The organism is Cochleicola gelatinilyticus (genome assembly GCF_001637325.1).
In the GTDB taxonomy this organism is placed as follows: Bacteria; Bacteroidota; Bacteroidia; order Flavobacteriales; family Flavobacteriaceae; genus Cochleicola; species Cochleicola gelatinilyticus.
The window spans coordinates 182,791-203,357 of record NZ_LRXL01000037.1 but is presented as its reverse complement, the minus strand read 5'-3'; the positions used below and the strand labels follow the sequence as shown (position 1 = coordinate 203,357).

Genomic DNA, 20,567 nt, shown 5'->3' with positions numbered 1-20,567 from the left:
GCACCATGAAAACCATTCATTTTTTTTCTGAAAGCGAGTATAAAAAACGTATAAACAAACGAGAAGGTGAGACAAAACTGGGCGAGGTGATCGAAGTAGCTTCAGGGTGGGATGCACTTAATACTTCGGAAGCGAAATATGTTCTTTTAGGAATTCCTGAAGATATCGGGGTGCGGGCTAACTTGGGAAAAAAAGGTGCTTCGGAAGCTTGGGAGGCAACATTGAATGCATTTGTAAACGTTCAGAAAAACTACTACATAAATCAGGAGGGTCTTATATTGCTGGGAACAATCAATTGCGATCAACAAATGAAACAGGCGGCATCCATTTCGGAAGATGACACACACTATGCCGAAAAACTAGGAGAACTAGTCACGCAGATCGATCATATGGTTTCAGAAGTGATCGGAAAGATTGTAGCCACAGGAAAAATTCCTATTCTAATCGGCGGTGGACATAACAACAGCTACGGAAACTTAAAAGGAGCGAGCGAAGCTCTTACATCCCCCGTAAATTGTATCAACTTCGATGCACACACCGATTTTAGATCGTTAGAACATCGCCATAGCGGCAACGGATTTACATATGCTTTCGAAGATGGATATTTAGACCGTTATTTTATCTTCGGACTGCATCGCAACTATACTTCTGAAAGTATTTTCGAGAAGCTTCAGAAACATGCAAAACGTATCCAATATATATTGTTTGAAGGAATATCTATTTCAGAAGAAAATACCTTTTCTGAAGCTCTTCAACAAGCAGAAACCTTTTGCTGTAACAAAAAGTTCGGACTCGAACTGGACTTAGATGCTATTGAAAATTTTGGAAGTAGTGCCATGACACCTAGTGGATTTACGCTTACAGAAGCTCGAAAATTTTTGTCGTATTTTTCAAAACACCCAAATTGTACTTACATTCACATCTGCGAAGGCGCTCCTTCGGCGGGTATTTTTCCTAATCAGGTGGGGAAAGCAATATCATATTTAATAAGTGACATCGTATGCAAATAGAAATAATCTCTTTCGATCCTAAATATGCATCGGCTTTCTATGAGTTTAATATAGAATGGTTAGAAACTTTTTTTTACGTCGAAGACTACGACAAAGAAGTTTTAAGCAATCCCGATGAACACATTTTAGGTCCTGGTGGACACATATTCTTTGCCAAAGAAGAAAATGAAATTCTTGGTACGGTAGCTCTTTTAAAGCGAGGTGAAGGAATATTCGAACTTACTAAAATGGCTGTTCCACCAAAACAACGTGGAAAAAATGTAGGGCAATTGCTCATGCAACACTGTATTAATTTTGCCAAAGAAAATGAGTTTAAAAAATTGTTTCTGTATTCTAATACCAAATTAGAAAATGCAATTTATATCTATCGAAAATACGGGTTCATTGAAGTACCAGTAGAAACAGACAGTCCGTACGAGCGAAGCAATATAAAAATGGAGTTACAACTCTCTTAAAGTATTGTAAAACCTCATAATTCTTGTGTTATTTCTTAGTATTTTAGAGCAAAATAACCATTATGAAAAAAGTACTTTACTTCGCAGCAGTAGCATTAATGCTATTGGGCTGTAATTCGAAAAAAGATAAAAACGCATCAGAAAACGATGATGTTGCGACTGTAACTTCAGATACTGAGGATACTTCTATGGAAGTAGCAGATTTTAATATAACCCCTATTTCACATGCGACCATGGTATTAGAATGGGAGGGAAAAACGATATATGTAGATCCCGTAGGTGGCGCTGAAGCATTCGCCGGAATGGAATCACCCGATCTTATCCTTATTAGCGATATACACGGAGATCATTTAAACGCAGAAACGGTAACGGCTGTCATTGCAGATGGTACAGGAATTATCGCGCCTAAAGCCGTTGCAGATAAACTGCCAGAAGAATTACAGTCTGTAACAACTATACTAAATAACGGAGCAAATACCAATATGAAAGGTTTCGACGGATTTACATTCGAAGCGATCCCCATGTACAATTTACGAGAAGAAGCGCTAAAGTTTCATGAGAAAGGTCGTGGAAATGGATACATTATTGAAAAAGACGGCATGCGTGTATACATTTCTGGAGACACCGAAGACATTCCAGAAATGCGCAATCTAAACGATATCGATGTGGCATTTGTTTGCATGAACCTTCCGTACACAATGACGGTAGAGAGCGCTGCAGATGGTGTACTGGCTTTTAAACCAGCTAAAATATATCCATATCACTACAGAGGAACCGACGGTTTAAGCGATGTTTCTAAATTTAAGGAACTTGTTAATAATGGCGATACGAATATCGAAGTAATACAATTAGATTGGTATCCCGAAAAAGAGTAGCATCCCGTACCTCTCTAAAAACCGAATAGAAGAATTCTAAAAACAGCTTACTTAAATAAGCTGTTTTTTATTTTCTATAAATACGAGAGAAAAGACGATTTAATTTTAAAAGTCCTTTTCTTAAGAAAAAGCAAGCAGCCTAATTAACTTATTAATCATGAGATTACTAGTTCTTAATGAAGTATCTTTAACACTGTATTATTCATCTTAATAATCTCTTCGCATTCCTTCTGCTTCTCTTTGCAGTCGTCTTCAAAGCCACTATTCTGATTTATGAAACTCCAGTGAGTAGATTAATGCCTAACTGCTGGAAAGTAACTATCACTTAGTACTAATAATCTTACGCTTTGCCGATCTCATTATTTTGCAATTCGTTTCAATAAGAAAAAAATGGCTTTGTTAAAAATGGGAGTTATCGGAACTTCAAGAAAAGTAGATGAACGACGAGTTCCAATTCACCCCGAACACCTAAAAAGACTTCCTCAATCTATTCGTAAACAACTTATTTTCGAAAAAGGTTATGGTAAACCTTTTCATATCAAAGATGAAGAAATTTCAGAGCTCACTGGCGGCGTTGCCTCTCGACAGGAAATACTAGCCGATATGGGCGCTGCTATCATTGCCAAGCCCATACTTTCCGATTTAAAAGACCTAAAGGAAGGCGGTATTATTTGGGGATATCCTCATTGTGCTCAACAAAATGACATTACCCAAATAGCTATCGATAAAAAGCTAACACTAATTGCCTTTGAAGATATGTATGTCTGGAGTCCCAACGGACAAAAAGGAAGGCATACTTTTTATAAAAATAACGAAATAGCAGGGTATGCTGCCGTTATACATGCGCTTCAATTAAAAGGTATCGACGGACATTACGGAAACCAACGTAAAGCAATTATTTTCAGTTTTGGTGCTGTAAGCAGAGGCGCAATTTATGCGTTAAAAGCACATGGTTTTAGAGATATAACAATATGTATTCAAAGGCCCGATCATGAGGTTAGAGAAGAAGTATTAGATGTGCATTATACCAGATTAAGAAAAGGAAATAAAGATGAAGCAAGACTAATTGTGGTCGAACATGACGGAACCGAACGTCCTTTAATAGACCTTATTAAAGAATCAGAAATCATTATTAATGGAACTTATCAAGATACAGATAACCCCATCGATTATATAAAAGAAGAAGATAAAAACATGCTTACACCTGGCACACTAATTATAGACGTAAGTTGCGATGAAGGTATGGGATTCTATTTCGCTAAACCTACTACGTTCAAAAACCCCATGATAGCAATAGACAAAATAGATTACTATGCAGTAGATCATACACCGAGCTACTTTTGGGAAAGCGCCTCAAGGTCTATTTCTGCCGCCTTAATTGTACACCTACCTTCTGTTATTGAAGGACGCCTAAGCTGGGAAAAAAATACAACCCTAAAAAATGCTATCAATATCGATAAAGGAGTCATCGTAAAAGACACGATTTTGCGGTTTCAGAATCGAAACTCCAAGTACCCACATGTAATTACTACGTTGACAAAATGATAATAGAGAGAAGAAAACTCAGTCAACTTGAAAACAAAAATAACTTTTCATCTTAATGGGTCTGTTCTTTTAGGGCATGACCCTACAGCTTTGTTATACAAAAAGCTGTAGGGTCGGGCTTTACGTTTCAATTCCTCACTCCTCCTCTGTCGGGTTGCGGGATTTACACTACAATCCCTCATGCAAATTATTTGTAATTGAAGCAGAGAAATTCATTTAAACAAACATCAACACTATTTTCTTATGGCATTAGACATCCAAATAAATAAACCTGCACCTATTCCACTTAAGTCAGAAATAGCTGTTTATAATCAAGAAACAGAGCTCGCAGAAACAATAAAGCTCTTAGAAGCTGAAAAACCGGTTTTAATAACTGCTTATTATAGTAATGGTTTAGTGCTCCTTAAAGCATTAAAGACGCACTTAAAAAAGAAGTTCCCAAACAAATCTTTCCAAGAGCAACGTGCATATCGCGCAGAATATCACACACTGTCTAATCGTGTATTAGCAGAAATTCAAGACCATAAACTAATAGTAAAAAAAGCACCCGAAATTGGTTGGTTTAAAAAATTGTATCCAGAACTCAGCAATTTTTTATTCCCCTTTCCTCAAATACAAGGATTAAATAGTTCTTGGCAATGGTATGAGAACGGAATATCGATTCCAGTTTTACGAAATAAAATTCATCCCTATTACGGCACTTATTTCCCTACCCGTTTCGATCATTTAGAACTTTTCGATAAGTGGTTAAAGCGGTACGAAGGGGCTAAAAAAAACGCTATTGATATTGGTTTCGGAAGTGGTATTCTTTCATTACAATTAGTGCAGCACGGATTTCAAAAAGTATTTGGCACCGATATAAATCCGAATGCCATCGTAGGGTTAACCGAGTTTATGGGAAACACAAAACTGTCACGAAAAATAGAATTAGAGTATACCTCCCTCTTTGGAAATTTCAAAAAACAGACCGAACTCATTGTTTTTAATCCACCCTGGTTGCCAGAAACACAAGACTCAGATGGTATCGATGCAGCCATATATTACAACGAAGAATTATTTCCAGACTTTTTCGAAGCAGCTAAAAAACACTTGTTACCAGAGGGAAAAGTAATACTCTTATTCTCGAATCTAGCACATATAACAAACGAAACGAAAGCGCATCCTATAGAAACAGAGTTACTAAAAGAAGGACGCTTTAAATTAGACCGATGTTACAAAAAGCGAGTACAAACAGCTTCAGAAAAAACAAAACGCGATCAACATTGGCGTGATTCCGAAGAAGTTGAACTTTGGGTGCTTTCGCATAAATAACCACTAACCTTAAAAATAAGGTGTAGAATTAGTACTTAGAGTCGTTCACACGCAACACCCCAGATCATAATTGTTTTCTTATCGGTATTTATTCGTACCGTACGATCATCGATCACTTTAAACTCATTACTGCCCCCGTAAGTAGCATCGAACAAAGCTGATAGAGAAAATTTCGGATTTCTAAACTTCAAGGTTTTTAAATTCCCTTCAGAAGTAAAAGTTCCTTTTTCTGAAATTTTTATAGCATCGCCCCCATCTTCCGGCTGTGGAATACTGGTTAGCTCGAAGATGAATAAATCGTTTTCAAACAATTCAAGTTGTATCGAAGCCACTCCATTCCCTAAACTTTTATACGCAATAGTAGGATTCGTCCCGGTCTCAACTTCCTTTATTTCGGTAGCTACAGTAGTGTTTTCAGTTGTAGCCACATTTTTCTTTGCGCCACACGATGCTAGACTTACAGCAATAAGAAGCACCATCACATTTCTCAACATCATTTATCGAATCAGTTTTTTATACTTAATACGTTTCGGCATCAAATCTCCACCCAAACGTTGTTTTTTATTCTCTTCATACTCACTAAAACCACCTTCAAAGAAATATACTTGGCTGTCACCTTCAAAAGCAAGAATATGTGTACAGATACGGTCTAAGAACCAACGGTCGTGACTAATTACTACAGCACAACCGGCAAAATTTTCCAGACCTTCTTCCAATGCTCGAAGGGTGTTTACATCCAAATCGTTCGTAGGCTCATCGAGTAACAAAACGTTTCCTTCTTCTTTTAGGGTCATAGCAAGGTGCAAACGGTTTCGCTCACCACCAGAAAGCATCGATACTTTTTTGTTCTGTTCGCTTCCGCTAAAATTAAACCTGCTTAAATACGCTCGTGAATTCACTTGTCGTCCGCCCATCATTACCAACTCCTGCTCATCGCTAAAATTCTGCCAGATCGTTTTGTTGGGATCAATATTAGAGTGCGCCTGATCTACATAGGCTACCTTTGCCGTTTCCCCTGTGGTAAACTCACCTTTATCGGGAGTTTCTTCATCCATGATCATTCTAAAAATTGTAGTTTTACCAGCCCCGTTAGGTCCAATCACTCCCACAATTCCTGCTTGTGGCAACTTGAAGTTAAGATCTTCATAGAGTAGTTTATCTCCATAAGCTTTACTCACACCTGTTGCTTCGATCACATTGGTTCCTAAACGCGGTCCGTTAGGGATGTAGATCTCCAGCTTTTCGTCCAGTTGTTTTTGGTCCTGACTTAATAATTTATCATAATTCTTTAAACGTGCTTTTTGTTTGGTCTGTCTTCCTTTCGCACCTTGACGTACCCAATCTAATTCACGCTCTAATGTTTTCTGACGTTTCGAAGCCGTTTTACTTTCCTGTGCCATACGTTTCGATTTCTGATCCAACCACGAAGAGTAATTCCCTTTCCAAGGAATTCCTTCACCACGATCCAGTTCTAAAATCCAACCTGCCACATTATCCAAGAAATACCGGTCGTGCGTTACCGCGATCACTGTTCCTTTGTATTGTGCTAAATGGTGTTCTAACCAGTGTACACTTTCTGCATCTAAGTGGTTCGTTGGTTCATCAAGGAGTAACACGTCTGGCTCTTGTAATAACAAACGGCACAATGCAACACGACGTCGTTCCCCACCCGATAATACCCCAATTTTTTTATCGGGATCTGGCGTGCGAAGTGCATCCATCGCAATTTCCAATTTAGTGTCCAATTCCCAAGCGTCTGAAGCATCGATCTGGTCCTGTAGTTTCGCCTGGCGGTCCATGAGCTTCTGCATTTTATCTGCATCGCTATATACTTCTTCCAGACCAAACATATCGTTGATCTTATTATACTCATCTAAGATTGCTACGGTTTCGGCAGCTCCTTCTTTCACCACTTCCAAAACAGTTTTATCTTCGTCCAACTGCGGTTCTTGTTCCAGGTAGCCTACGCTATATCCGGGAGCAAACACTACATCGCCTTGAAAATTTTTATCGACCCCCGCAATAATCTTAAGCAACGTGGATTTACCACTTCCGTTAAGACCAAGAATACCGATCTTCGCTCCATAAAAGAAGCTTAAATATATATTTTTAAGCACCGGAGTCTGCGCGTTTTGAAACGATTTAGTTACTCCGGACATTGAAAAGATTACTTTCTTATCGTCTGCCATTTTTGTGTTTTTTTTGTTATTTCTGTTAAGCTACATACGCCCTTTCAGCGCATTAAATACCCATGCGATCGCAAAGAAGCCAATTCCTACCGCAGCAAATCCCCATCCGGCAACATCATCGTACCGAAACGCTCCTAAAGCAATTAAGGCACATCCTACTAAGATCATTATAAATGTGGCCCAAGCCAGTACTGTATTTTTATTCATCATATGTGTTTATTTTTGGGCGTTCCTCTTTCCGCTATCGCTTCAAAAGGCGGGCTTTTCGTTATATCTCTCCGAATCGCCCCAAAAGGCGACGGCGAGGATGCCACTGCAATCCCTAACGCAAAGTTTTCAAAAGAATCATGAGAGTTTAATCGTATAATTCAACTGGTTCAGATTCCCAAAAAACGAAACACAAATATCGTTAATTAAAAATAGTTTCCGAAGAGAACGTAGTAACTTTTATATTTTTTGAGATCAGTACGCTTTCAAATCGCCGCATTTTGTATTTTTGAGCAAATTCGATACATTCATGGACATCAACTTCAACAAAAACGAAGATCATAATAAATTATTAGCATCAGACCTAAAACAACGTCTTGCCAAAGTAAAACTAGGAGGCGGTGAAAAACGCATTGAGAAACATCATGCAAAAGGTAAAATGACCGCGCGAGAACGAATTAACTACTTGTTGGATGACACCAAGAACAGTATCGAAATAGGTGCCTTTGCAGGCGAAGGCATGTACAAAGAACACGGTGGATGCCCCAGTGGTGGTGTTGTAGTAAAAATTGGCTACATTAAGGGAACTCAGTGTATTGTAGTTGCAAACGATGCGACAGTAAAAGCAGGTGCTTGGTTTCCTATCACAGCGAAAAAAAATCTTCGTGCTCAGGAAATTTCTATAGAGAATAAATTACCCATCATTTACCTAGTAGATAGTGCGGGGGTGTACCTGCCGATGCAAGATGAAATATTTCCCGACAAAGAACACTTCGGACGCATATTTAGAAACAACGCGGTAATGAGTAGTATGGGAATCACGCAAATCTCTGCGGTAATGGGAAGCTGTGTGGCTGGAGGTGCGTACTTGCCTATTATGAGCGACGAAGCACTAATTGTGGACAAAACAGGAAGTATTTTCTTGGCAGGAAGTTATTTGGTAAAAGCAGCCATTGGCGAAAGCATCGATAATGAAACCCTTGGTGGTGCAACTACACATTGTGAAGTAAGCGGTGTGACCGACTATAAAGCAAAAGATGATAAAGATGCATTAGATACCATAAAGAATATCGTTTCAAAAATTGGAAGCTACGATAAAGCAGGTTTTAATCGTGATAAACCAAAAAAGCCAAAAGAAAAGGCTGATGAAATTTTTGGCATTTTACCAAAATCGAGAGCCGATCAATACGACATGCGGGAAATTATAAAACGTCTTGTTGATGGCAGCGAATTTGAAGAATATAAAAAAGGTTACGGTCAAACCATCCTCACAGGCTATGCGCGTATCGACGGATGGGCAGTGGGAATTGTAGCCAATCAAAGAAAGCTTGTAAAAACCACCAAAGCAAAAACTAAACCCAGCGAAATGCAGTTTGGCGGTGTGATATACAGTGATAGTGCCGATAAAGCCACGCGATTTATTGCCAATTGCAATCAGAAAAAAATTCCATTGGTCTTTTTACAAGATGTAACTGGATTTATGGTAGGTAGTAAAAGTGAGCACGGTGGTATTATTAAAGACGGTGCTAAAATGGTAAATGCGGTAAGTAACAGTGTGGTTCCAAAATTCACGGTAGTTATTGGAAATTCGTACGGTGCAGGAAACTATGCCATGTGCGGAAAAGCCTACGACCCAAGACTCATAGTTGCTTGGCCAAGTGCCGAATTGGCGGTAATGAGCGGTAACAGTGCCGCTAAAGTTTTGCTACAAATAGAAACTGCTTCTCTAAAGAAAAAGGGAGAAACAATTACACCAGAAGTAGAAAAAGAATTGTACGACCGAATTAAGGCACGCTATGACGAACAAATTTCACCCTATTATGCTGCTTCCAGAATTTGGACCGACGCTGTAATTGATCCATTGGATACTCGAAAATGGATCTCTATGGGAATCGAAGCAGCCGATCACGCGCCCATCGAAAAGAAATTTAATCTCGGAGTGATTCAGGTCTAAGCGGAAACGGAAGGCTAGAGATAGGATACAGCAGAATTTATACATTAAAAAGATTATTAGAAATATCTTTAGTAGAGCAGTAACATAGTTAAATGAAAGTCGTTTAAAAATTGCCTTGAATTTCTGTATCTTGATTGCCAAAGTGATGTCTTGTTAGCACCGAAAAAGAAGCACCAACCATTTTATATTCTACTCCTGCTCATTCTTGCCGGAGAAGCTGTGTTTATTTTACCCTTTGTACTAGCGCGAATTTTTCGTCCCACAGTTTTAGATCTGTTTCAACTTACAAACTTCGAATTAGGTGCGTGTTTTTCGATCTATGGGATTGTTGCTTTTGTCTCCTACCCACTTGGAGGTACGCTGGCAGATAAATTTCAACCTAGAATACTCCTTACTGCTGGATTATTACTCACCGCACTAGGAGGTTTGGTCTATGCAACATTTCCCTCCTATACTCTTTTAAAAGTGCTGTATGGATACTGGGGCTTCACTACAATTTTTCTGTTTTGGGCAGCCATGATTAAAGCGACCCGCGTGTGGGGTGGTGCTTCCAAACAAGGAATAGCTTACGGATTACTCGATGGCGGAAGAGGTTTGGTCGCAGCAGCATTCGGCTCTCTAGGTGTATTTATATTTTCTTTGTTTATTATTTCTGAAATTTCAGTCGCTACAATTAGCGAACGCAAGGAAGCTTTTCGCTACGTAATTTTAATCTCTTCCGCAATTATTGCTTCCGTAGGTGTTCTTATTTATTTATTTCTGAAGCCGCAACAAAACGATGTAGTTTCCGAAGTGAGAAAAAATCGTAAAGAAGTCATTGGTTTATATAAAACCGCATTAAAATTACCTTCGGTATGGTTACTAATGGTTATCATTTTATGCGCATACGTTGGCTACAAAGTGACCGATGTGTTCTCACTCTATGCCAATGAGGTAATGTTATTTAATGAAATCGACTCAGCACAAGTGGGTGCTTTTATGCTCTATATTCGTCCCGTAGTTGGTGTTGGTATAGGACTACTTGCCGACCGAACAAAAGCCTCTTTTCTAATGCTCATCGGATTTGTGATTATTTTTATTGGGGCCATGTTATTTGCCTCTGGTATCATCGGCCCCAATATGAGTGTCTTGTTTTTTGTTTCCTTAGTAATTACGGCGACCGGAGTGTATGCGTATAGAACATTATATTTTGCAGCCATGCGGGAAGGAAAAATTCCGTTAGCCATTACTGGAACCGCCGTCGGACTCATGTCACTTGTGGGGTATACCCCAGATATTTTCGCGGGTCCCGTAATGGGATATTTACTAGATACCTATCCTGGCGAAACTGGACATCAATATGTGTTCGTAATGCTGGGAATTTTTTCTCTTATAGGCTTAATCGCCTCTGTAAGCTATTATAGAATCGCCAAAAGAAACTAAATAATATTTTTTAAAGCATGACATTATGAACCACGTTATTGAAACATTTTACGAAGCTTTTAAACATTGTGATGGGGAAACTATGGCAGCTCAATACCATCCTGAGGTTACTTTCCACGATCCCGCTTTTGGAACCTTACAGGGAGAGCATGCAGGAAACATGTGGCGTATGCTTACTGAAAAATTAAAAGGTGCTGATTTTACTTTAGCTGTGTCTGGGATTGAAAGTGATCAAGAAACAGGGAAAGCGCATTGGGATATTGTATATCCGTTTTCAGCGACCGGTCGAAAGGTGCATAATAAAATCGACGCTTCTTTTACTTTTAAAGACGGAAAGATCTTCACCCATACCGACAATTTCAATTTACACACATGGGCAAGACAGGCATTGGGTATTAAAGGACTCATTTTGGGTGGCACTGGTTTTTTCCGAAGAAAATTACAACATCAAACAAATAGCACCTTAGTACAATGGGAATTGAAACAAAATGAAGCGTAAAAGCCACGTATTCTTAAAACCGAATTGCTTTTATACTTTCTTGGCGTCCATTTACGTAGCGAAACCCCTCTTCTCCATAAAATCCAGCTTCTTCTAACATAATACGAATGTCTTGATTCCATTCTTTTAAAGCGACAATGGTATTAAGTTCGATGGCATACACCGTATTGGGATGCATGGGATAATCACCAGTAAAAGGAACGCCTTCTTGCGCGTCCCACATTCCGATTGTTGTACCTGCGCTATGGCCATACATACCTAAAGGATGTGTATAAATGGTTGGTTGCAATCCCTCTGCTTTTGCTTCAGTAAGGGAGATTTCTAATAATTCATTTCCGGTGCGCCCAGTCTTGAAATTAGTGGTTAAAATATCTTGTAGCCGATTTCCTTTCCGAAGTGCTTGATCTAAAAAAGTAGGCACTTTCATTTCACCGTCTTTAAGCACGTACCCGAGTTGCTGGCAGTCTGTATTAAGACCAATGTACGTGATTCCGAAGTCACAATGCAACAAATCACCTTCACGGATTATATTTTCTGAAATTTTTATTTCTGAATTTTCTTGTTCTATTCCCCCCTCTTCTGAAACTAACGGCTCTTTAAACCGTTGCAGATCAATGGTAGGATGAAACCATGTCTCTAATCCCATATCGGTAACTTTTTGGCGCATCCACCATACAACATCTTCGGTAGTAGTAACTCCTGGAGTGATCACTGCGTTTGAAAAAGCCTCGTCTATAATATCGTGCGTAATACGAACCAGCGTTGTATACAACTTCATTTCTTTTGGAGTTCTGCTTTCGATCCATCCAATGGCTAACGCTTCGGCAGAGACCAATTTATCTTCCATTTCTTGCGGAAGTGCCTTTTTTAAAGCTTGATAATCGGTGTGAACGAGCCCGTCTGCAATTCCAAAATGTTCCGATATATTAATACCAATAGTTTTAGGTTTCCAGGTTTCAATTAACGCTATAAGTGCTTTCCATTGGTTGGGTTCGGTCTCTTTGTCCCATGCCGATTTAATGTGTTCTCCCACGTCGTACCTAGAAATTGCAAATCGTTCTACCGTATTAAAAACCGGATCTCTAAAAAAGACCAAAATTGTTCTTCTTCGAGCATTTAACCAAGTCGCAGGTAACATCGTCTTTAGCACAGGATCTTCGTTGTATTCCCGGGAAATAAGCACCCACATGTCGATACCTGTTCGTTGCATAAGATCGGGCAACAGGTTTTCATAACGATCGATTAATAATTCATTTTTTAAAGTGGCGCGATCCTTTTCAGGAAGAATTTGTGCCATAGCCGAACTGGCTACCAAGAGTAGCAATACAAGTGTTTTCATAATTCAATGGTTAGTTGAGTTCTATAAACCTACTCATTTTCAGCGTATAAAAAAAGGACCGATCTCTCAGCCCTTCATTCTATCACTTTTTGAATGTATTTCTATACATCAACCACTACAGAAATACCTTACATTAATTTAGCGATAACTTTTTACCAATCGAATAAATTCTGCCCGATAGCCTTCTTTGTCTTTTCCACGACCTGCTTCTGCTAATCGCAATACATCTTTGGTACTTTTAGCTTCAATAAATTCTGATCCTCGTAGCTGCTGACCAAATAAGGCAACTGCTGCAGAAAATTGAAAATCTTCAGAGGTGTTGCGTACTAATGTATTTGTATCTTCTAAGGTGCGCACCAATAATTTACTAGTCGTTCCATCAGGATCTTTGTATCTAAACTTCACAGTAAGTAATTCGTTTCCTGTGGAGGCTTGTTTCGGATGGGTATATTTTAATTCATCAATCGATTTCACGTAGGCGCTCTTCACTCCTACTGGAATAATTTCGTAGAGTGCAGTTACGGTATGTCCGCTTCCTAATTCACCGGCATCTTTTTTATCGTCGTTAAAATCTTCGTCGTTTAGCAAACGGTTTTCGTAGCCAATCAATCGATACGCTTGTACTTTAGTCGGATTAAACTCTACTTGAATTTTCACATCTTTTGCAATGGTATAGATGGTTCCGAAGAATTCAGTTCCCAGAACCTTTTTGGCTTCCTGCATCGTATCGATATACGCGTGATTTCCGTTTCCTTTGTCGGCAAGGGTTTCCATTTTAGAATCTTTATAATTCCCCATCCCGAAACCAAGGCAGGTTAGAAAAACACCACTTTCACGCTTTTCTTCGATAAGATCTTCCATCGCTCTATCGCTGCTTGCACCTACATTAAAATCTCCATCGGTTGCGAGAATAACTCTGTTATTTCCATTCTTGATAAAATGCTCTTGAGCTATTTTGTATGCCAGCTGAATTCCTTCACCTCCTGCTGTAGATCCGCCAGCACTTAAATTTTCGATCGCCTTCATGATTGCAGTTTTATTAGCTCCAGAGGTTGGTTTTAATACCAGTCCTGCTGCTCCAGCATATACAACGATCGATACTTTGTCTTGCTCTCGCAATTGATCTACCAACACTCCCAAGGCGGATTTAAGCAGACCTAATTTGTTAGGAGAATCCATCGATCCCGATACGTCTAATAAGAAAACAAGATTGCTGTTTGGCAGATTTGCAGTGCGAATGTCTTTTCCTTTTAATCCAATTTTCACCAGCTTTGTATCTTTATTCCAAGGAGAAGCTGCCATTTCGGTACGTATTGAAAAAGGCTCATCTCCTTTAGGTTCTGGATACTCATAACTGAAGTAATTAATCATTTCTTCAATTTTTACTGCATCTTGTGGAATTTTTTGACCGTTATTAATCATTCTTCGCACATTGCTATATCCTGCTTTATCCACATCGATAGAGAACGTAGATAACGGCGCAGTTTTTACTCGTTTAAAATTATTTTCTTCGATACGTTGGTACGATTCATTGTCGGTAGCGACACTGGCTTTGCCTCTAATATGCATGGCTTGAGGGGAGGCAACGTTCGAGTTTGTTACTTGAACACCGGCAACTTTTCCCTGTAAAGCACGATGATTTTTGGCTACAGAATAACTTACTACTTCTTTCTCTCTGGAAGGTGCATATCCGGTTATCACAACCTCATCTAATTGAGCTCCTACTTTTAGTGATACATTTATTTCGGTACGGTTCTTTTTAATCTTTTTTTCAACACTGTTAAATCCTATATAACTAAACACAAGGGTTTGTCCTACGGCAGCATTAATTGAATAGTTTCCATCAAAATCAGTTTGGGTTCCGTTGGTAGTTCCTTTTAGTATCACATTGGCTCCGGGAAGCGGAAGTCCACCTTCATCTGTGACAATTCCTGTTATTGTAACATTTTGCGCATGTAGTTGAACCAGTAAAAGTGATGCAACCATAAAAGATAGTAGTGTTTTCATAATCGTGTGGTTTTTAATTATGAAATAAAATTATTGGGATTTACATCGTAATAAAAAGCCCTTTGAGTAAACAGCAGGTTTCAGCTAGGGAGCGAGGAATATGAATTAGCGTGAATGTGAAAGGAATAAGGAAAATTAAAAAAGTATTCGATAAAAACTATTTATACTTTTTTAAGATCTGAAGCACATCGCCGCGTTTTATCTTTCCAGTTTCAGTATACGGAAATTGCGACAGTGTATATATTTTTTTTGGGCGTTCGTATTGTGATAACTTCTGAAACGCTTCTGTATAGTTAGGAATTTTAAGCGCTTCTTTGTTCTCTAGAACCAGAATGACTTTCTCTCCTAACGCTTCATCTTTTTCTGAAGCAATAAGAAATGGAAATTGAATTTCTGAACGTAATTTATCTTCCACTACTTCGGGGTGAATTTTTACACCACCACTATTAATCACATTATCGTATCGTCCTAACCATACGAAAGAAGTTGATGAAAGCAATTGGACTGTATCGTTCGTGACAACAATTTCTTCTGAAATTTTATCCGCCTTAATGACAAGACAGCCTCGATCGTCTTCAGAAAAAGTGACATTTGGAAGTGCGTGATATGCTTTGGAGCGATCTTTTCCGTTGAGACGACGCATCGCAATGTGCGAAATGGTTTCGGTCATTCCGTAGGTAGAATACGCTTCGGTAGGCAGCGCTTGCAGTGCATTTTCAAGATCTTCAGAAACTGCGCCTCCTCCAATAATTAGCTTTTTTACTTTATGTAGCACATCTAACGAATGAAAGGCTTGGTACGGAACCATAGCTACAAAATCATAGTCGTTATCGTATTGAGAAAGCGCGTCTTTTTCGGGAGCGACCACATGAAGGTTCCATCCTAACACCATGGCTCGAACCAACATCATTTTTCCGGCAATATAATTGGCTGGCAAGCATAACAAGGCTTCAGTTCCTTTGGGTAATTCTAAATAAGTACCTGTTGCCTTCGCACTGTTTATCATGTGCTTTTTCGCAATTTTTATCTTCTTCGGACTTCCCGTAGAGCCAGACGTTTTAACTGTAATCGTTGTTTCTTCTTGCAACCATTGTCGAATAAAAACTCCGATCTCAATTTCATAATCGTCACCTTCAGTAGTAAGTTTTTCAGCAAATTGTAATAGCTCTTGTTCCGTCTCAAATTGCAATCCGTTGAGCGTAAAAGAAGGATGAAGTATGTATGAGGTTACATTCAACTATATGGGGAAGCTACAAGGTTTTATTGAATCGTTTCTATTGGAGGTGTCACTTTTCCGAAGAGCTTATCTCCCCAGCCTTTCCATTTATAACGCCACGCCATGATACCGAGAAAGATCGGATAAATAATGAGCACTGGCGCCAATATATCGATGCCTGCAGAAGGATCTGAAATATCTTTTAAAACCGAATTGGTTTGAAACACCGTCCAGTCTGCAGTAACTAGTAATGCGGTCACTAAATTGTTTCCCGCATGAAAGCCAAGTGCCAGTTCCATGCCTTCGTCCATTAAGGTCATAATCCCTAAAAAGAACCCGGTACCTATGTAATACACCATAATAGTTGGTCCAATTTTATCAACTTCAGGATTAAAGAAATGCATTCCTCCAAATACTACAGAAGTAAAAATTAAAGGAATCCATCTGTTTCTAAAAAGGACTCCTATGCCCTGCATTAAATAGCCTCGAAATAAATACTCTTCAAAACTAGTTTGAAGTGGAATAAAAATTACGACAATAAGAGCAAGAATAAGAAAAGGTTCTAAATCAAATTGAAGCACATAATCTTGAGGGTTAGAATAATAATCTATTGCTGTAATTAAGATAGTAAAGGTTGCTATAAGTCCAAAACCAAACCAAAAACGTCCCCAATCTATCTTCTTACGTGATGTTGTAACTGTTTTAATAGGTTGTTTGTGTACAAAGTAAATCCACAAAAACAATAGAGCTAGAAAAATAGCAAATGGGATTAAATTTTCTAAAAAGAATTGGTTTGAGCCCTTTCTTTCCAATTCACTTTTCATTATTTCATTTACATCGAGATTAAGTAGTTCAATTACAAAGTAATTAGCCCCAATTAATCCTAAAAAACCTAAAAAAGGTAGTGCGTATCGCCACCAATCGTGTTTATATCTAAATGCTTGTGCTATATACATTACAAAAAAATGTTAAGAGTGGCCGATCGTTAGCTGGTAATCAAATTGATATCCCACTCGTTATTTTTATGATACTCCAGAGTTCCGTTTCGAACCGCTAAAGGGGATGGAATGTTGTTAGTAAACAAACTTCCGGTTCCCAATCCTTGCGGCAATATACTATTTTTTGTGAAGGTGTATTGTGAAATTGCATTTAATCCTATATTGCTTTCAAGTGCCGATGTAATCCACCATCCAATACCGCTTTGTTCGGCCAAACGGATCCATTGGTCAGCTCCTTGAAAACCACCAATTAAGCTAGGTTTTAAAATAATATACTGAGGTTGAATTTCTGTAAGTAAGGCTTGTTTTTTTTCTTCGGAAAAAACCCCGATAAGTTCTTCATCGAGCGCAATAGGAAGTGGAGTATTTTCACAAAGCAAAGCCATTTTAGACCATTGTCCCGGTTGAATGGGTTGTTCTATAGAATGCAAGTGTAGCTCTGAAAGTACCTTCAGTTTTTCTATTGCTTCGGAAGGGGAAAAAGCTCCATTGGCATCCACACGTAATTCGATATCTGTGGGCGAATACTCCCTACGAATCATTTTCAATAACTGAAGCTCCGTCTCGAAATCGATCGCGCCAATTTTCATTTTAATACAGGTAAATCCGGCTGCAATTTTTTCTGAAATCTGTTGTTTCATAAAATCGGCTTCCCCCATCCAAACCAATCCATTAATGGGAATTGCTGCTTTGTGCTCTGTAAATGCTGAAGGAAATAAATTAAAAGGTGAATCTGATGCCAACGAGCGAAACGCCATCTCTACCCCAAACTGAAGCGACGGAAATTCACTTAATGCTTCGTATAATTGTTGAAATCCCAGCTGAATATTATCACATACCCATTGTAGTTTCGCTTCATAATCGGGACGGTCGTCGACACTTAATCCGCGTAAAATGCCACACTCTCCTATTCCCAGACGTGTTCCCTCTTTCAAAATGAGAAACCAAGTTTCCTTCGTTTTTAAGATTCCGCGGGAGGTACCGCCGGGACGTTTAAATTCGAGGATGTGTTTTTTGTAGGTCGCTTTCATTACGGCAAAGATACGGATTCGGTAATATGGTATCTATTAATAGTACATGAAACCTCTAATATCACGCTGAGACGGACCGTTGTTTTCATAGTTGCATTTTCTGAAGAAGAAATAAATTTCCCAATTACAGAACATACTTCTCATTGTACTGAAAAGTCAATTCACCGCCTTAAAGTCACGCTGAGTCTGTCGAAGCGCATTCGAACTTCGCTTCAATTAAAAAGGTCTTCGACAGGCTCAGAAGGACCGTTGTTTTCATAGTTGTATTTTCTAAATAAGAAATAAATTTTTCCAATTACGGGACAAACTTCTCGTTTTACTGAAAAGCCAATTCACTACCTTAAAGTCACGCTGAGCCAGTCGAAGCGCATTCGAACTTCTCTTCAACTAAAAAGGTCTTCGACAGGCTCAGACAGACTGTTGTTTTCATAGTTGTGTTTACTGAATAAGAAATAAATTTTTCCAATTATGGAATATACTTCTCATTGTACTATAATGTCAATTTATCGCCTTAAAGTTACGCTGAGCCTGTCGAAGCGCATTCGAACTTCTCTTCAATTAAAAAGGTCTTCGACAGGCTCAGACGGACCGTTGTTTTCATAGTTGTATTTTCTAAATAAGAAATAAATTCTTCCAATTACGGAACATACTTCTCATTGTACTATAATGCCAATTTATCGCCTTAAAATCACGCTGAGCCTGTCGAAGCGCGTTGGAATTTCGCTTCAACTAAAAAAGTCTTCGACACGCTCAGACGGACCTTTATTTTCATAATTGTATTTATTAGAACATTACAACTCAATACTTTCTCCAATGTCCAACAACATGAGATCTTTATTCACATCGTAGAATTTTTTCTTGGCTTCTTCGTGGTCAATTTCAATGTACCCGAATGTATCGTAATGCACGCCTAATATTTTATCGCACTGTACAAAATCGCTTGCAATGATTGCATCATCCACACCCATTGTAAAATTGTCGCCAATAGGTAATATTGCAAGATCGAGTTTGGTGTGTAAAGGAATTAATTTCATATCCATTGTTAATGCAGTGTCACCAGCGATGTAAATATTCTTATGCTCTCCTTCAATAACAAAACCTCCCGGTTGTCCACCATAGCTTCCGTCAGGGAAAGAGCTGGTATGAATAGCGTTAACATATTTTACATTTCCGAAATCAAATTGCCAATTTCCCCCGTGATTCATTGGGTGTACTTCAAATCCTTTTTCTTCGTAATGATTTGCAATTTCAAAATTACTTACAATCGTTGCTCCCGTATTTTTTGCAATAGCTTCTGCATCTAGAATATGATCTTGATGGGCATGTGTTAATAAGATGTAATCTGCTTTAAGGGCCATAATATCTACCTTATCTTTTGCTAAATCGTTTCCTGTAATAAAGGGGTCGACAATAATGTGTTTATTTCCTATTTCTAATGACAGACTATTCTGCCCGTAAAAAGTAACTTTCATATCTTTTGGTTTTGCCTTAAAGATAATGTAGAGGTGGCAGGTAATGCGTTAAGAAATTCTAAAACTTCACTTTAAAAGCACATCGAAATAAAGAACAGTAAGGAAAATAAGAAAGTACTTAATGCTACTTTTTTTAATTCGGGATCTAACAAGGGAGGTGATGTGGTTTTGTATACAGTTACCAAGTGCACAAATAATGGAAGAAATGCTAGTAAAGGAAAAAAATGTGTCCAATGTGTCGCCTTTAGAAGAAAATAAACAAGAGCGCAAATAAAAGCTCCCAGCACCAAAGCTGTATGATAGTGTTTTACTTTCGGCTCTCCAAGCACTACCGCTAATGTATTCTTATTCACTTTTTGATCTGCTAGGCGATCTCGCATATTGTTTAAATTAAGTACCGCTGCACTTAAAAGTCCGATAGTAATGGCTGGAAGTAAGATAAAATCTGCTATTTGTTGAGCGAATAGATAATAGCATCCAACCACTCCGACCAGACCAAAAAATATAAATACAAACACGTCTCCCATAGCACGGTAACCGTAGGCATTCTTACCAACCGTATACGTAATAGCGGCAATTACGGCAGCTATTCCTAAGTTAAAAAAGATGACAGAAAGGACAAAATTTTCATTTCCGAAGGCAGCAAAAATAAGCATGCTTGCGATCAATAACGTGATCGCAGCTGTAATAATCATTCCAGTTTTTAATTCTTTAGCGTTTAGTAATCCACTTTGCATCGCACGAGCCGGCCCCACTCTATCTGCATTGTCGGTTCCTTTTACTCCGTCACCGTAATCGTTCGCAAAATTAGATAGGATTTGAAAACCCAGCGTCGTTAGGATCGCCAGAATAAAAATAAGTTTTGAGAAAACACCTTCCGCTAAAGCTGCTGCTGCCGCAGTAATAATTCCAGAAAGTGACAAAGGCAATGTTCGCAGACGAGCCGCAGAAATCCAAGCTTTTATTTTGATCATATCGTACTTTTACTTCGGCAAAAATACATTAAAATTAAAAAGCCGCCTCTATGATAGAAGCGG

At 38.7% G+C, this 20,567-nt stretch carries 18 protein-coding genes; 8 read left to right on the top strand and 10 right to left on the bottom strand.

The annotated features are described in order from the left end of the window. Positions 1-5 precede the first annotated feature (5 nt). The 5 genes from ULVI_RS08580 to ULVI_RS08560 all read left to right on the top strand — a co-directional run bounded on the left by ULVI_RS08580 (position 6) and on the right by ULVI_RS08560 (position 5,196). The gene (locus tag ULVI_RS08580) at positions 6-1,010 is read left to right on the top strand and encodes a formimidoylglutamase (RefSeq protein ID WP_068591815.1); all 1,005 of its coding nucleotides are present in this window, start codon (positions 6-8) and stop codon (positions 1,008-1,010) included. Further along, a complete protein-coding gene (locus ULVI_RS08575) occupies positions 1,001-1,465 on the top strand; it encodes a GNAT family N-acetyltransferase (RefSeq protein WP_068591813.1) in 465 nt (154 codons plus the stop codon). Before ULVI_RS08580 ends, ULVI_RS08575 begins: the two co-directional genes overlap by 10 nt. Before the next feature lie 62 nt (positions 1,466-1,527). After that, a complete protein-coding gene (locus ULVI_RS08570; RefSeq protein ID WP_068591811.1) occupies positions 1,528-2,340 on the top strand; it encodes an MBL fold metallo-hydrolase in 813 nt (270 codons plus the stop codon). Positions 2,341-2,730: 390 nt separating this feature from the next. Further along, complete coding sequence (locus ULVI_RS08565; protein WP_068591809.1) at positions 2,731-3,885, top strand: N(5)-(carboxyethyl)ornithine synthase; 1,155 nt, start codon at positions 2,731-2,733, stop codon at positions 3,883-3,885. A 243-nt stretch (positions 3,886-4,128) separates the two neighbouring features. Then, the gene (locus tag ULVI_RS08560) at positions 4,129-5,196 is read left to right on the top strand and encodes a methyltransferase (protein ID WP_068591807.1); all 1,068 of its coding nucleotides are present in this window, start codon (positions 4,129-4,131) and stop codon (positions 5,194-5,196) included. Between the two features lie 35 nt (positions 5,197-5,231). Here ULVI_RS08560 and ULVI_RS08555 read toward each other — a convergent pair whose 3' ends face one another. From ULVI_RS08555 to ULVI_RS15425, 3 genes are read right to left on the bottom strand one after another with little or no spacing between them, the layout of a single operon-like run. Further along, positions 5,232-5,693 carry a hypothetical protein gene (locus ULVI_RS08555; protein ID WP_068591805.1) on the bottom strand — a complete coding sequence of 154 codons (462 nt, stop codon included), beginning with the start codon at positions 5,691-5,693 and terminating at the stop codon, positions 5,232-5,234. Beyond that, positions 5,694-7,385 (bottom strand): energy-dependent translational throttle protein EttA, encoded by a 1,692-nt coding sequence (ettA, locus tag ULVI_RS08550; protein WP_068591803.1) that lies wholly within the window; start codon positions 7,383-7,385, stop codon positions 5,694-5,696. A 30-nt stretch (positions 7,386-7,415) separates the two neighbouring features. Continuing rightward, positions 7,416-7,592 carry a CAL67264 family membrane protein gene (locus ULVI_RS15425; RefSeq protein WP_241780980.1) on the bottom strand — a complete coding sequence of 59 codons (177 nt, stop codon included), beginning with the start codon at positions 7,590-7,592 and terminating at the stop codon, positions 7,416-7,418. Between the two features lie 310 nt (positions 7,593-7,902). Between ULVI_RS15425 and ULVI_RS08545 the strand changes: the two genes are divergently transcribed. The 3 genes from ULVI_RS08545 to ULVI_RS08535 all read left to right on the top strand — a co-directional run bounded on the left by ULVI_RS08545 (position 7,903) and on the right by ULVI_RS08535 (position 11,467). Then, the gene (locus ULVI_RS08545; protein WP_068591801.1) at positions 7,903-9,546 is read left to right on the top strand and encodes an acyl-CoA carboxylase subunit beta; all 1,644 of its coding nucleotides are present in this window, start codon (positions 7,903-7,905) and stop codon (positions 9,544-9,546) included. A gap of 150 nt (positions 9,547-9,696) precedes the next feature. Beyond that, positions 9,697-10,968 carry an MFS transporter gene (locus ULVI_RS08540; RefSeq protein WP_068591798.1) on the top strand — a complete coding sequence of 424 codons (1,272 nt, stop codon included), beginning with the start codon at positions 9,697-9,699 and terminating at the stop codon, positions 10,966-10,968. A gap of 25 nt (positions 10,969-10,993) precedes the next feature. Continuing rightward, positions 10,994-11,467, top strand: a complete 474-nt coding sequence (locus ULVI_RS08535; RefSeq protein WP_068591796.1) for a nuclear transport factor 2 family protein — start codon at positions 10,994-10,996, stop codon at positions 11,465-11,467. A gap of 13 nt (positions 11,468-11,480) precedes the next feature. Here ULVI_RS08535 and ULVI_RS08530 read toward each other — a convergent pair whose 3' ends face one another. From ULVI_RS08530 to menA, 7 genes are all read right to left on the bottom strand, one after another. Beyond that, positions 11,481-12,806, bottom strand: a complete 1,326-nt coding sequence (locus ULVI_RS08530) for a M24 family metallopeptidase (RefSeq protein WP_068591794.1) — start codon at positions 12,804-12,806, stop codon at positions 11,481-11,483. Positions 12,807-12,944: 138 nt separating this feature from the next. Then, on the bottom strand, positions 12,945-14,813 hold the full coding sequence (locus tag ULVI_RS08525) for a vWA domain-containing protein (protein ID WP_068591793.1): 1,869 nt from the start codon (positions 14,811-14,813) through the stop codon (positions 12,945-12,947). A 157-nt stretch (positions 14,814-14,970) separates the two neighbouring features. After that, complete coding sequence (locus tag ULVI_RS08520; RefSeq protein WP_068591791.1) at positions 14,971-16,050, bottom strand: AMP-binding protein; 1,080 nt, start codon at positions 16,048-16,050, stop codon at positions 14,971-14,973. Positions 16,051-16,073: 23 nt separating this feature from the next. Further along, the gene (locus tag ULVI_RS08515) at positions 16,074-16,985 is read right to left on the bottom strand and encodes a CPBP family intramembrane glutamic endopeptidase (protein ID WP_068591789.1); all 912 of its coding nucleotides are present in this window, start codon (positions 16,983-16,985) and stop codon (positions 16,074-16,076) included. Positions 16,986-17,014: 29 nt separating this feature from the next. Further along, the gene (locus tag ULVI_RS08510) at positions 17,015-18,058 is read right to left on the bottom strand and encodes an o-succinylbenzoate synthase (protein ID WP_068591787.1); all 1,044 of its coding nucleotides are present in this window, start codon (positions 18,056-18,058) and stop codon (positions 17,015-17,017) included. A gap of 791 nt (positions 18,059-18,849) precedes the next feature. Then, positions 18,850-19,530, bottom strand: a complete 681-nt coding sequence (locus ULVI_RS08505) for a metal-dependent hydrolase (protein WP_068591785.1) — start codon at positions 19,528-19,530, stop codon at positions 18,850-18,852. 71 nt (positions 19,531-19,601) lie between these two features. Beyond that, the gene (gene menA / locus ULVI_RS08500) at positions 19,602-20,504 is read right to left on the bottom strand and encodes a 1,4-dihydroxy-2-naphthoate octaprenyltransferase (RefSeq protein ID WP_068591783.1); all 903 of its coding nucleotides are present in this window, start codon (positions 20,502-20,504) and stop codon (positions 19,602-19,604) included. Positions 20,505-20,567: the final 63 nt, after the last annotated feature.